Raw genomic sequence first — 13,394 nt, 5'->3', positions numbered from 1 at the left:
GGTGCGGGCGTGTCACTGGAACTGCGAGAAGAACCTCCAGATCTCTGCCTTGGTCCAGGTCGTGACGCCGCTCTCGTTGGGGGAGCCGTCGACCGGACCGGGCAGGTGGCCTCCGTCGAAAGCGGCCCATTGGACCGGGTACCCGGCAAGGCACCCCGAGTAGGTGGAGGTGATGTGCGTCCGGCTGCCCGGCGCCGGCTCGCGCGGGTTCTGGGGAGTGCAGCCGTTGTTGCCGACGAACCTGTCGCGCAGGGACCGTCCTTGCGCGATGTTGAGGACGGAGTCGCCGACGCCGTGGATTCCGAAGTAGGCGATGGGCTGGGTGCCGCCGCTGCACCCGCTGATCTCGCCGCCGGAGATGACCGCGACAGCCCTGAAGACGTTCGCCCGGGTGCATGCGAGTGCGTGGCTCATACCGCCGCCCCAGCTGAATCCGGTGGCGAAGCGCTGGGTCGTGTTGACGCAGAGGCCGCCCTCGATTCGCCGGATCATGTCGTCGACGAAGGTGACGTCCTCACCGCCCGAATTGGCCCAGCCGTTGCCGAGTCCCTGGGGGGCGACGAGGATGGCGCTGTTGCTCGATTGTTCCTGTTGGCCGTAATAGGACCATGCAGTCCCGCTCGTTCCGCCCGAGGCGACGTCGCCGGCGGTTCCGCCCCGCCAGTGGAACGCGAAGATCAGCCGGTAGGGCCGGCTGTTGGTGTAGTTGTCGGGAACTCTGAGGATGAAGCTGCGGCTCTTACCACTGCTCTGAATCGTGTGCGTACCGCTCGCCAGAGTCGGGGCGCTGCCGCATCCGCCGCCACCGGACGACAGCTTGACCATCTGCCATTGCTGGTTGGCGCCACCCCAGTCGGTGTACTGGACGACGTTGCCGCCGTCGGCGGTGGAGCCGCCCTGCATCTCGACGGCCTTGCCGCTGTTGCGGTTGATCAGCCGGACGTGGCCCGAGTCGGAGTCGGCCAGGCGGAACTGCTGGTTGGCTCCGTCGCTGCGCGTCCACTGACTGACCCGCGCGCCGTCGGCGGTGGACGAGCCATAGACGTCCAGCGCCTTGCCGCTGTTGCGGTTGACCAGGACGTACCAGGCATTGCCGTCCACCGTCGCCGCCTCGGCGGGCGTCGGTTTCACCGCGAAGAACACGCCGATCGCGAGCGTCGCAGCCACCACGGCGGCGATCCGGGACCACCGGCGATGCCTTCGTGGAGGGGCGGGGGAAGCCGCACCATAGGTCTTCATCGGTTCACCCTTTCACCGTGGCAGGTCGTCAGGTGCGGGTCCAGCGCTGGTTGCTGCCCCCCGAGCAGGAGTAGAGCTGGATCAGGGTGCCGTTGGCGGTGCCGTTGCCGGTGGCGTCGAGGCAGAGGCCGGACTGGACTCCGACGATGGATCCGTCGGAGTTGAGGCGCCACTTCTGGTTTTCGCCGCCCCAGCAGGCGTAGATCTGGACCTTGGTGCCGTTCGCGGTGCCGGCTGCGTCCAGGCACTTGTTGCCGTAGACCTTGAGCTCGCCTCCGGCGGTGTACGACCACTGCTGGTTGGTGCGGTTGTTGCAGTCCCACAGGTTGACCTGGGTGCCGTCGGTGGTGCTGGAACCGGGCACGTCCAGGCAGCGGCCCGAACCGACGCCCTTGATCTGACCGGAACCGGGCGTGGGGGTCGGAGTGGAGGAGCCGGCGTTGAGTGCGTTGAGCACGGAGGTGTAAGCGGGCTTCTTGTTGCCGTTGCCGTCGAACAGCAGCGGCGAGTGCTCCGGTCGCCAGGAGTCGGTGTCGCGCACACCCCAGACGGTGATGCCGAGGCAGCGCGGGACGGCCAGGCAGTCGTTGGTCACGTTGGCGTAGGTCGTGCCGGAGGCGCCCTGGATGTCGAGTTCGGTGACGGCGACATCGACCCCGAGGGCGGCGAAACTCTGCAGGGTGGTGCGGAAGTTGCTGTTGTAGGGGCTGTCGCTGTTGAAGTGCGACTGGAAGCCGACGCAGTCGATCGGCACGCCGCGCTGCTTGAAGTCCCGGACCATGGCGTACATGGCCTGGGTTTTCGCCCAGGTCCAGTTCTCGACGTTGTAGTCGTTGTAGCAGAGCTTGGCGGCCGGGTCGGCGGCGCGCGCGGTGCGGAAGGCGACCTCGATCCAGTCGTTGCCGGTGCGCTGCAGGTTGGAGTTGCGTCGGGCTCCCGAAGTACCGTCCTCGAAGGCCTCGTTCACGACGTCCCACTGGACGATCTTGCCCTTGTAGTGGGCCATCACGCCGTTGATGTGGTGGGTCATCGCCTGGCGCAGCGTGCTGCCGCTGAGGTTCTGCATCCAGCCGGGCTGCTGCGAGTGCCAGGCCAGGGTGTGGCCGCGTACCTGCTTGCCGTTCTGTACCGCCCAGTTGTAGACGCGGTCACCGGCGGTGAAGTTGAACTGGCCCTGCTGAGGTTCGGTGGCGTCGATCTTCATCTCGTTCTCGGGCGTCACCGAGTTGAACTCGCGGCCGGCGATCGTCGTGTACGCCGAGTCGCCCAGCCTGCCCGAGGCGATGGCGGTGCCGAAGTAGCGGCCGCTCTGCGCGGCCGCGCCACCGAGCGTGCTCTCGGCGGCGTGTGAGGTCAGCGGAGCCACCAGCGCGGCGGCCGAACCGAGGACGCCGAGGACCAGGGCCGTGCGAAGAGCGCCGATCTTCCGGCGGACGGTGGGTGGGTGAATGGCATGCGAGCCCATGAAAGAGCCTCCAGGAAAGAAAACACGGAAGGATTGGAGCGCGGCAGAGTGAATCCGCGCGAACGACGCCCGCGTCCATTGACAAAGGACGCTCATCGGTCAGGGCGTACATATTCAAGGCCGATACCCGGCACCCGGATTCAGACGGGGGGTATCGCCTCTGGCATCAGTCTGGAAACACCGCCGAAACATGTCAATAGTTTCGAAAGGGTTTCGAGAAATCGTCTCTCTGGATAGCCCAATAGCCGCTTTTCATAGAGCGATCCTCATCGAAAGTATTTCGATGAGGATCGCTCGACTGGGCTGCGGGTATTTCCTTCGGTTCGTATCTCCGGTCAGCGCAGGACCGTGTTGAAGTCCAGTGCGGGCTCGGCGTTCCGGACGAGGGACTTGGCCTGCTCCGGCCACCACACGCCGGCCGCGGGATCGACGATGCCGTACTCCGGATCGATGGTGCCGCCCGGGATGCCGCGGTTGCACTGGCCGTCTGACTGGCCGACGGTCTTGATCCACAGGTAGGCGTCGACGAGCGGGACGCCGGTGTTCGCGGTCGGCCGGTCGCCGACGCCGCGACCGGGAGCGTTGCACCAGGTTTGCGGGTCGCCGCTGTACTTGCCCGCGGGCGGGGTCCAGGCGCCCCGGCCGTTGCGGCTGGTGTCGACGACGAGGTGGGTGAGCTCCTGTGCGGGCGGGGTGCCGACGTTCTGCTGGAACCACCGGTCGGTCCAGTGCCAAGTGGACGGGTCGTCCACGTTCACGGAGTTTCCCGGCTGCCCGTCGTTCGGTGCTGCGGGGGAGTAGTACTGGCTCGCGCACCAGTCGGCGTGTCCCCTGGCCCAGTCCGGGCCCTTGGTGGCGAACCACAGGCACTGCGAGACCCAGGTGCCGTAACGGGTGGACAGGTCGGTGGCCAGATAGTTGGAGACGTTCAGTGAGAAGCCCTGGGTGCGGGTGACACCGGCCTGGAGGAGGCGTTGCGCGATGTCGCCGACGCTGCGCCAGTGGCTGTTGCCGGCGTCCAGGTAGACGATGCTGTTCGGCTGCCGCTCCAGGGCGTCGATCGCGTGGTTGAGGTCGGCGAAGCGTCCGGTGGTGATCGCGCCGGTGGGGTCGCTGCCGGGACCGCAGTCGGAGGGGAGGTTGGCCAGCCCGTCCGGCTCGAGGATGACGACGGCCTTGCTGCGGCCGAGCCCCCGGGCGAAGGCGCTGATCCAGGCCTGGTACTCGGCATCCGACTGCGCGCCGCCGGAGGAGTACTGGGAGCAATCGCGCAGCGGGATGTTGTAGGCCACCAGGACGGGAACCGTCCGGGTCCGCTCGGCGCGGCGTACCAGGTCGCGTACTCGGGATTCGACCTGCTCCGGGGTGCCATCGGTGAACCAGGAGGCCTCCGGCCAACTGGCCAGCTTCGCCATGGACCTGGCGCCTTCAAAGTCGCGGTGGAGGAGGTCGGTGACGGCCTGGTGGACCGCGTCGCCGTCGGGATCGACGTAGAAGCGGGTGTTCGTGGGGAGCGTGTGGGAGGCCGGCGCGGAGCTCGCCTCGGCAGAGGCCGGGGCGACGGCGCCGAGGAGCAGCGTGAGTGCGCTCGATGCCAGGACTAATCGGTGCAGGGGGATACGCACGGGGTTCCTTCGGTAGGGGTGTTCGGGTCGCGGGGTCAGTAGCCGTAGATCATCTTGTAGGCGACCTCCGGCAGGAACTGCCCGGCCGAGGAGCCGGCCCCGACACCGCAGTTGCCGTCGGACTCGCCGGGGACCTTGATCCACAGCAGCATCTCGGCACCGCCGCCGCGCTGACTGGGAGTGCCGATCCGGCGGCCGGCGGGGTTGCACCACTGGCCGTTGGAACCGTTGCCGTTGCGGCTGGTGTCGACGACGAACGGCTTGGTGTAGCCGTAGGAGCCCAGGGCGGAGTTGACGGCGTTGCCGTAGGAGGTGTTCTGGTCGGTGGTGAAGTAGTTGGAGACGTTCAGCACGAAGCCGCGTGCCCCGCTGACACCGGCGGCGGCGAGCTGCTGCGCCATCGTCGAGGCGCCGATCCAGCCGGGGTTCCCGGCATCGAGGTAGACCCAGGTATTGGGTGCCTTGGCCTTCAACTGGGCGATCGCGTTCTTCAGCATGGCGTTGCGTTCGGTGATCTGGGCGGCCGTCATGCAGCTCTCGTGGCCGAGCGCGTCGGGTTCGAGGACGACGACGGCCGGGCGGCTGCCGATGCCACTGGCGAAGGCGGCGATCCAGGCGTCGTACGCGGCGCGGCTCCCGGCGCCGCCGCCGGAGTGGCCGGCGCAGATGTCCCGGTTGGGGATGTTGTACGCGACCAGGATCGGCAACTTGTCGTAGGAGTCCGCGCGGCCGGCGTAGGCGCCGGTGGCCGCGCCGATGTCGCCGCTCCAGTTGCCGAACCAGCGGGCCGCCGGGGTGTTGGCGATGGACGTCCGGATCGCCGCCGCCCGCCCGTCGCCTGGGTTCGCGTTGGTCCACCGCAGGGCGGAGTTGTCGGGGTCGGCGTAGAAGCCGCTGGTCATGGTGGTCGGGTCGGCGGCGTACGCCGGGCCGGCGTTGATCAGGGCGAGACCGGCGGTGAGGGCACTGGCCAGCAGGGCGGATGCGGCTCGGACGGACTTGCGCATGGTTCTTCCTCCGGTGGGGGTGGGGAAGTGGAAGCGCTTCCAGTTTTGGTGTGGGGTCGGACCGCGCTGATGGGATGATTGGGGCCGTCGCCGGGGTGTGTCAAGTGGTTGAACACGGAAGTACTGTCGGGGGTCGGTGTGGCGCCATTGGTTGGAAGCGCTACCAGATCGAGGCCGAGGGCGGCGCCGGGTGCAGGCCCGAACTCGGGGCGGTGATGGAATCATGGCCGCTGTTCGCTGTTCGCTGTTCGCGTGAGCCTGAGGAGCAGTTCGTTCATGGAGCCGTCGCCCAAGCGCATGCCCACGCTCGACGAGGTGGCCGCACGAGCCGGTGTGTCACGCACGGCGGCATCCCGGGTGATCAACAACGCCCCGCACGTCAGCCGCGCCAAACGGGAGGCGGTCGAACGAGCGGTGCGCGAGCTGGATTTCGTGCCCAACCCGTCCGCTCAGGCCCTGGCGACCCGTAGGGTGGGAGCGGTGGTGCTGGCAGTCTCCAGCGACGAACCGGGGCTGTTCGCCGACCCGTTCTTCGCGGAGGTCATCGTCGGCGTCAGCGAGGCGCTGGAGCAGACCGAACTGGAACTGATCCTGCTGCTGGCCAACACCCCGCGCGGCCGGGAGAGGTTCGAACGGTTGCTGCGCTCCCGACGGGCCGACGGCGTCATGCTGATGGCGCTGCGGGGCGACGATCCGCTGGGACGCCTGGGCGAGGAGGTCGATCTGCCCGTCGTCTTCGGCGGACTTCCCCTCATTGGCGAACCTACCTGGTACGTGGACGCCGACAACCGGGGCGGTGCCCGCCTGGCCGCCGAGCACTTCGCGCGCACGGGCCGCCGACGGCCCGTCATGATCACCGGCCAGGTGGACACCAGGGCCTCCGTCGCGCGGGAGCAGGGGTTCACCGACGGTCTGACCTTGTCCGGGCTGCCGCTGCTCGGAGTTGAGCCCGGGCAGTTCACCGAGGAGGGCGGGGCCGGGGCGATGGAGAGGCTGCTCCGGGCACACCCCGATCCCGACGCGGTGTTCGCGGCCTCCGACGCGATGGCCATCGGCGCTCTGCGCACCTTGCGGGAACGGGGGCTCCGGGTGCCCGAGGACGTCGCGGTGATCGGCTTCAACGACCTGGCGAGCGCCCGGCACACCAGCCCGCCGCTGACCACGGTCCATCAGCCGGTGCGGGCGCTGGGCCAGGAGATGGCCAGGATGCTGGTCAGTGCCATCGAGGGACACCGCCCCACCCCGCTGATCCTCCCGACCCGCCTGACCGTGCGCGAGTCCGCCCCCGATCTGCCCGCGTCGGCCTGATGGGCGGGCGCTTCCGGCAGGGCCGGCCCGATCTGACGGGAGCGCCTCCCACTCGACTTCCCGTCGCCGCGATCGGCCCGTGGCGATCGGGGGACTCGGCGCCGGGTCAGATGAATCGCCACAGGTGGTCGCTGGTGCCGTTGTCGTCCCAGAGAACGGTCTGTGCTCCCTGGGCGGTGGAGGCGCCGGAGACGCCGAGGACGCGGCCGCTGTTGGCGCACTGGATCCTGAAGGTGTCGCCGCCGCCGTGGCGCAGGCGCCACCGGTGGTCGGCGGCGCCGTTGTCCGCCCACTGGACGATCCGGGCGCCGTTGGCGGTGTCGCCGTTCTCCACGGCGAGGACCTTGCCGCTGTGGGAGTTGCGCAGGCGCAAGTGGCCGCCGGTGTCGACTACGGCCGTCCAGAGATGGTCGGCGGTGCCGTTGTCATCCCACTGGATGGCGAGGCCGCCGTCGGCGGTGGACATGTCCCGCACACCGAGCACCCGCCCGCTGGCGACGTTCTGGATGCGCCTGGCGCCGTCGGGGACGAACTGCCACTGGCCGGCGGGGGCGCCGCTGTCGGGCACCTGTACGGCTGCGGCGCCGTTGGCGGTGGAGCCGCCTTCGATGCCGAGCAGCTTGCCGGTGTGGACGTTCCGAAGCTTGTGGTACCCGTTGCCGGCGTCGACGACGGTCCACCGGTGGTCGGCGGTGCCGGTGTCGGTCCACTGGAGGATCGGGGCGTTGTCGGCGCTGGACATGTCCTTCACACCGAGGACCTTCCCGCTGTTGAGGTTGCGCAGCCGCAGTGCGGCGCCGTCGACGATGAGGACCCACTTGTGGTCGGCGGTGCCGGAGTCGGTCCACTGCAGGGCGAGGCCCCCATCGGCGGTGGACATGTCCCGGATGCCGAGGACGAGTCCGCTGGCCGCGTTGACGAGACGGAAGCCGGGACTGCCGGTCCGCCAGTAGACGGTGTAGTTGAAGCCCTGGGCGTCGTGGAACGGGCCGAGGCCGACCTTCGTACCGTTGGCGGTGGCCGTGAAGGCGAGGGCGGTGCTGTTGGTTCGGGTGATCGAGGAAGGGTCCAGGGCCGGCAGGGAGGACAGTGCGGTGCTGCCGTAGTCGCCGGCGAGGACGGCGGGGCCGTAGGTGATCGCCGCGACACCGGGGTTGTCGTTGGCGGCCTGGAGAGCCACGCGCATGGGGAGCTTCACGGTGATGGTGTCGCCCGAGGCCCAGGATCGGGTGAGCGTGGCGTAGGTGCCCGGACTGGCCGTGACGGTCTGGGCGACGCCGTTGACGCTGATGGTGGCGTCCGAAGCCCATCCGGGGATGCGGACGCGCATCGACCAGGTCCCGCCTACGCCGCCGGTGACCTTGAGCGTTGTGGTGTCGTCGGCCGGGTAGGTGGTGGTCTGGGTGACGGTGATGCCTCGCTGGGTCCAGTTCAGGACGGAGGGGAGGAACAGGTTCACGGTGAGGGTGGTGCTGCCGTCGTGGAAGTAGACGGAGTCCATCAGCTTGGTGTTGGACTCGATGCCCGTTCCCTGGCAGCACCAGAACGTGCCGTAGTCGGTGCTCCAGGTGCCGCCGCCCCACGCCGGGCCCTTGCCGCGGCGGCCGCCCGGGTTGAGGGGGGTGAAGTAGGTGACGTGCCCGTGCGGGTCGGCCGGGTTCTGGGCGCCGATGACGTGGTTGAGCAGCGTCTTCTCGTAGAAGTCGAAGTACGACGCCCGGCCGGGGTCCAGTTGCCACAGTTCTCGGGTCAGCTTGAGCATGTTGTAGGAGTTGCAGAGCTCGCAGGTGTCGGGGACGAGGAAGCCGGAGATGGCGTTCGGGGCCCGGAAGTGTTCCGCCTGGCTGTTGCCGCCGATGGCGTACGTGTGCGAGGTGGTGCAGATCGTCCACGCGTTGGCGGCGATGTCGCGGTATCGGGTCGTCCCGGTGGCCTTGTACTCGCGGACGGCTCCGATCCACTTGGGCACCTGCGTGTTGGCGTGCAGACCGTTCAGTTGGTCCAGGTTCGCGGCGAGGGGGTCGAAGACCGCCGCGTGGTCGAACCGCTGGGCGGTGGTCAGCCAGCGTACGTCGCCGGTCTGCTGGTGGAGGTCGGCCAAGACCTCGTTCATGCCGCCGAACTCGACGCCCAACAACGACTGCATCCGGCTCTGGCTGAGCGCGGCGCTGCGCCGGTCGACCCAGCCGGCGAGCGCGAGGAGCACGTCACGGGCCTGCGTGTTGCCGATGAGGCGCCACACGTCGAGCAGACCGGCCATGGTCTTGTGGACGCAGTAGTACGGGACGTTGCCGTTGGTCAGCGTGCCTGCTTCGAGGCTGGTGAAGTCGGCCTCGGGAAAGCCCGACAGGTAGCCGGCGGAGAAGCCCGCGGCGGAGTTGTTGGCCTGGCACTTGGCGAGTTCGGCCACCATGCGGTCGGCCTTGTCGCGGCAGGTGGTGTCCCCGACCGCGGCGTAGGCCTGGGCCCATGCCGTGAGGAAGTGGCCCTGCACGTGGGTGCGGAAGGGGAACGCCGGGTCGTCCCACCCTCCGGTCGGGGACGCGGCGTTGGTGGAGAGCCGGTGGTTGGTGCGGAAGTTGTACAGCAGGCGGTCGACGTCGATGAAGCGGAGATAGGCCAGGGTGCGGTTCTGGTTGTCGAGCCAGCGGCTGCTGGTGAGCCGGACCTGACCCAGGTCGAACGGGAACACCGACACTCCGACGTCAGACCTGACCGGGGGCGTCTGCGCCGTGGCGGAGACGGTGTTCAGTACGGGGCCGACCGTCGCGGCCACGGCGGCGACGCCGGTCGCCTTGATCACGGCGCGGCGGCTCAAGGGGGGAACCGGCATGGCGAACTCCATGGTCCGTGAGAGATAGGGGTGCCGCGCACAGGGGCTGTTGGGCTTCGACCGGCGGCCGCGAGGTCGGTGCGGTGGCGGCCTGCTGCGGACGAGTGTTAACGCTCACAATTGACGTGTCAATACTTTCGACGGGGGCGGCGACAAGGCCGTCCCGCGCACCGCCACCTGGTCGCGGCGTCAGCGACGTCAGGGCCTGCCTGGTGTCTCCTGCCGGCTCGGGTACGTGATGTCGAACCGCGTGAAGTGGGCTTGGTTGGTGGAGGGTCGGCCGTTGGAGGTGGCGTAGAGGCCGAGCTGGATGCTGGTGAACAGCGGTCTGAGGAAGGTGGCTTCGATGGTGGCCAGGTCTTCCCAGAAGCCGTTCGGAGCCGCGTGGGCGAAGGTGTGACTGAACCCGCGGATGCGGACCCCCAGGCGAACGGGGCCCGGGGGGACGGGAACGCCGGCCAGGACCTCGGGCCCGTGGCGGAGGCTGAGTCCCTCCGTGGTGCGAAGAAGGAGGAGATGGGCGTCGTCGTCGAGGACTACGGCGAGGCCTGCCTGTTCGGCCGGTGCGGCGGGGGTGAAATGCAGTTCGGTGGAGACGTCGCAGTCGGGCTGTTCTTGGGGGCGGGCCAGGAGGGACGGGGTGGTGCGTTCGCCGAGGCGGTCGGGGCGCAGCTGGAGTCGGAGCCCGTCACCGGTTGTCCAGAACCGTGCGGGTGGGGTGCGCAGGGTGCTCCAGTCGGGGGAGAAGGTGGCGAAATCGTCGTGGAGCGGGCGGTGACGGTCGGTGTGGACGACGGGGGAGAAGACCGGCCAGCCCGCGTCCCAGGTGATCCGGCTGAGGAAGGTCTCGCGGCCGAGAGCGGAGCCCGGGCGGATGCCCAGGAGGACGGCCCGCCAGTCGCCGTACGGGGTTTGCACGAGGTCGGCGTGCCCGGTGCAGGTGACCGGCCCCTTGGCGGGTGGGAGCACCGGGTTGCCGGGGGCGCCCTCGTAGGGGCCGGTCACGCGGGCGGCGCGGGCGGCCGCCACGCTGTGGTCCACATCGGTGCCGCCCTCGGCGGTGAGCAGGAGATAGCTGCCGTCGATCTTGTAGAGGTGCGGGGCTTCCGACCATCGGGCGCCCGGGTGGCTTCCCGTCCACAGGACGTGCTCCGGTCCCGTGAGCCGTCGCTCGCGGGGAAGGTATTCGCGCATCCAGATCTCCGTGCGGCCCGCGGCTTCGTCCACGACTCGTGCGGCGGTGAACCAAGCCCGGCCGTCGCCGTCGCCGTCGCCGTCCCCGCCGCCGCCGTCCGGACCGTCGTCGAAGAACAGCGACGGGTCGAAGCCCTCACCGTCCAACCAGTGGGGCTCCGACCACGGCCCCGCCGGGTCGGTGGCCGTGACGACGAAATGGCCGGGGCCGTCCATCAGCGTGCAGACGAGATGGAAGACCCCGTCATGGTGCCGGATCGTCGGTGCGAACAGTCCCCGTGAAGGCTCGCACCCGTCGAGATCGAGCTGGGACGCCCGGTCGAGCGCGGAGCCGATGCGCCGCCAGTTCACGAGATCACGGCTGTGGAACACGGGAAGGCCCGGGAACCATTCGAAGCTGGACGTCACCAGGTAGTAGTCCGCGCCCACTCGGCAGACGGACGGGTCGGGCCGGAACCCTGGCAGCACGGGATCACCGAGGAACCCGGTCATGGAACAGGGACGATCTCGACCGGCACGGACAGCACCCGGTCGGCCGCCGGGTGGCGTACGGGGCCCTCCAGAGTGAAGGAGCCCTGGAGCGGAAGATCGCCGCTGGACCGTCCGACGGCCACGCCGATCTCCCCGGGCTCCACTCTTCTGCGCAGGTCGAGCCCGGTGAAGGAGGTCCGGTCGGCATGGACGAAAAAGGTGATCCGGGCGGCCGCGCCCGGCTGCAGCCCGACCCTGCCGAATCCGGCGAGCCATCGCTGCGGCCGGACGACGGACGCCACGGGGTCCGAGAGGTACAGCTGGACCACCTCGGTCCCGGCCACCTCGCCGACGTTGCGCACGGTGACCGAAACGCAGACGGCCCCGTCCGTCGCGGCAACGGGATCCACCGACAGTTCCGAGTAGGTGAAGCTGGTCCAGCTCAGCCCGTGTCCGAAGGGGAACAGCGGGGTCGGGTCCACCGAGCTCCAGTCGGTGTGGCCGCCGAGCCTCGCGTGCAGGTAGGTGCCGGGCTGGCCGCCGACCTGGCGGGGGATGGAGACGGGCAGCCGCCCGGACGGTTCTGCCGCCCCGCTGATGATCCGGGCCAGCGCCGTCCCGCCCTCCTCGCCGGGGAAGAAGGCCTGCACCACCGCCGATGCGCGCTCGGCCAACGTGCCGAGCGCGTAGGGCCGTCCGGAGACGAGGACCAGGACGGTCGGCACCCCGGAGTCCAGAACGGCGGAGGCGAGTGCGGCCTGGTCGCCGGGCAGGTCGAGGGTCTCGGCGTCACAGCCCTCTCCGGAGGTGCCCCGGCCGAACATGCCGGCCCGGTCCCCGAGCACCAGGACGTTCACGTCCGGATCGTCCGCGGTGACCGTGAACCCGGCAGCGGTGAGCGCCTCGCCGAGCGTCGGAATGTGCAGTCCGAGGTCGCCGGGCAGGGCGACGTGGTTGGGGAAGGAGTAGCAGCCGAGGAAGGACTGGGGGTCGTCGGCGTACGGCCCGCTGATCGCCACGCGGCACGGCCGCAGCGGAAGGATGCCGTCGTTGGCGAGCAGCACGGTGGACCGTTCGGCCAGGAGCCCGGCCAGTGCCCGGTTCTCCGGCGGGTCGAGGTCGACCGGCTCGGGCTTGACGGGTTCCCAGTCGGGGTCGAGCAGGCCGAGTTCGGCTTTCTGCCGCAGGACCCGTTCCGCGGCCCGGTCGATGAGCTCCTCGGGTACGGCTCCCGACCGGACGAGTTCGGTCAGCGGTTCGCCGTAGCAGCGGGCCGTGGGCAGCTCGACGTCGATTCCGGCGGTCAGCGCCAGCGCGCCGGCCGCGCCGCGCGATCCGGTGACGCCGTGCCGGGTCTCCAGGAAGGAGACGGCGTAGTAGTCGGCGACGACCACACCTCGGAAACCGAGCTCACCCCTGAGCAGCTCGGTCAGCAGCCGCTCGTCGGCGGCCACCGGGACTCCGTCCACGTCGGTGTAACTGTTCATCACCGACCGGGCGCCTCCCTCGCGCAGTGCCCGTACGAAAGGCTCGACCAGTACGTCGGCGAACTCGCGCGGCCCCGAGGAGACGGGGGCCATGTTCCGGCCGCCGCGCGAGGCCGAGTACCCGGCGAAGTGCTTGAGCGTCGCCACGATCCCGGCGCCTTCCAAGCCCTGCACGTAGGCGGTGCCGATCGCTCCGACGAGATAGGGGTCCTCGCCGATGCACTCCTCGGTCCTGCCCCACCGGTAGTCGCGGACCACGTCGAGCACCGGAGCCAGCCCTTGGTGGACGCCGACCCGCCGCATCCCCGCCCCGATGGCGGCGGCCATCCGGCGCACGAGCTCGGGATCGAAGGACGCTCCCCAGGCCAGCGGCCCGGGAAAGACCGTCGCCCCGAACGTCATGAACCCGGTCAGGCACTCCTCGTGAGCGATCGCCGGGATCCCGAACCGGCCGGATCCGGTCACCTGCCGCTGGAGCGAGGCGAGCCGCTCCATCCCGGCCTCCGCGGTGATCGGCGCGGTGCCGTACACCCGGGTGAGCTGGCCGAGCCCGTGGGCGACGATGTCGTCCAGGCCGGGCGCGGTCTCGCCGGAATCGTCCTCCATCGGCGCGACCGGTGCGCCCGGATCCGAGGGCAGCGCCCAGAAGCCGGTGAGCTGCCCCGCCTTCTCCTCCAGAGTCATCCGTTTCAGCAGATCGGCGACTCGTGCGGACGCGGGTATGAGGGGGTCACGCCAGGGCTCGGTCAAGGAGTTCTCCTAGGG

8 protein-coding genes are annotated in these 13,394 nt (G+C 69.6%); 1 reads left to right on the top strand and 7 read right to left on the bottom strand.

Translation table 11 applies throughout. The features are described 5' to 3' along the window. Positions 1 to 12 precede the first annotated feature (12 nt). The 4 genes from OG247_RS00855 to OG247_RS00840 form a co-directional block, all read right to left on the bottom strand. Positions 13 to 1,170, bottom strand: coding sequence for an RICIN domain-containing protein (locus tag OG247_RS00855; RefSeq protein WP_327250318.1), 1,158 nt, complete (start codon positions 1,168 to 1,170; stop codon positions 13 to 15). Between the two features lie 97 nt (positions 1,171 to 1,267). Beyond that, positions 1,268 to 2,704 carry an endo-1,4-beta-xylanase gene (locus OG247_RS00850; protein ID WP_327250317.1) on the bottom strand — a complete coding sequence of 479 codons (1,437 nt, stop codon included), beginning with the start codon at positions 2,702 to 2,704 and terminating at the stop codon, positions 1,268 to 1,270. Between the two features lie 335 nt (positions 2,705 to 3,039). Continuing rightward, positions 3,040 to 4,329: a glycoside hydrolase family 6 protein gene (locus OG247_RS00845; RefSeq protein WP_327250316.1), complete on the bottom strand. Its 1,290-nt coding sequence runs from the start codon at positions 4,327 to 4,329 to the stop codon at positions 3,040 to 3,042. A gap of 35 nt (positions 4,330 to 4,364) precedes the next feature. Beyond that, positions 4,365 to 5,336, bottom strand: a complete 972-nt coding sequence (locus OG247_RS00840; protein WP_327250315.1) for a glycoside hydrolase family 6 protein — start codon at positions 5,334 to 5,336, stop codon at positions 4,365 to 4,367. A gap of 276 nt (positions 5,337 to 5,612) precedes the next feature. On the opposite strand from OG247_RS00840, the gene OG247_RS00835 reads away from it, so the two are divergent. After that, positions 5,613 to 6,644 carry a LacI family DNA-binding transcriptional regulator gene (locus tag OG247_RS00835; protein ID WP_327250314.1) on the top strand — a complete coding sequence of 344 codons (1,032 nt, stop codon included), beginning with the start codon at positions 5,613 to 5,615 and terminating at the stop codon, positions 6,642 to 6,644. Between the two features lie 106 nt (positions 6,645 to 6,750). Here the strand turns inward: OG247_RS00835 and OG247_RS00830 are convergent, their stop codons facing one another. From OG247_RS00830 to OG247_RS00820, 3 genes are all read right to left on the bottom strand, one after another. After that, the gene (locus OG247_RS00830) at positions 6,751 to 9,477 is read right to left on the bottom strand and encodes a beta-L-arabinofuranosidase domain-containing protein (RefSeq protein WP_327250313.1); all 2,727 of its coding nucleotides are present in this window, start codon (positions 9,475 to 9,477) and stop codon (positions 6,751 to 6,753) included. A gap of 198 nt (positions 9,478 to 9,675) precedes the next feature. Then, on the bottom strand, positions 9,676 to 11,163 hold the full coding sequence (locus tag OG247_RS00825; RefSeq protein WP_327250312.1) for a glycoside hydrolase family 43 protein: 1,488 nt from the start codon (positions 11,161 to 11,163) through the stop codon (positions 9,676 to 9,678). Further along, the gene (locus OG247_RS00820; protein ID WP_327250311.1) at positions 11,160 to 13,379 is read right to left on the bottom strand and encodes a glycoside hydrolase family 3 N-terminal domain-containing protein; all 2,220 of its coding nucleotides are present in this window, start codon (positions 13,377 to 13,379) and stop codon (positions 11,160 to 11,162) included. Before OG247_RS00820 ends, OG247_RS00825 begins: the two co-directional genes overlap by 4 nt. Between the last annotated feature and the right edge of the window lie 15 nt (positions 13,380 to 13,394).

Source organism: Streptomyces sp. NBC_01244 (assembly GCF_035987325.1).
Lineage (GTDB): Bacteria > Actinomycetota > Actinomycetes > Streptomycetales > Streptomycetaceae > Streptomyces.
Note: the sequence above shows the minus strand (reverse complement) of the source record. Positions and strands in the feature narration are given on the sequence as shown.

Bases quoted from the DNA above. Each gene is read 5' to 3' on its own strand.
- OG247_RS00825 (WP_327250312.1), bottom strand. From the start codon at position 11,163: ATGACCGGGTTCCTCGGTGATCCCGTGCTGCCAGGGTTCCGGCCCGAC.
- OG247_RS00830 (WP_327250313.1), bottom strand. From the start codon at position 9,477: ATGCCGGTTCCCCCCTTGAGCCGCCGCGCCGTGATCAAGGCGACCGGC.
- OG247_RS00850 (WP_327250317.1), bottom strand. From the start codon at position 2,704: ATGGGCTCGCATGCCATTCACCCACCCACCGTCCGCCGGAAGATCGGC.
- OG247_RS00840 (WP_327250315.1), bottom strand. From the start codon at position 5,336: ATGCGCAAGTCCGTCCGAGCCGCATCCGCCCTGCTGGCCAGTGCCCTC.
- OG247_RS00835 (WP_327250314.1), top strand. From the start codon at position 5,613: ATGGAGCCGTCGCCCAAGCGCATGCCCACGCTCGACGAGGTGGCCGCA.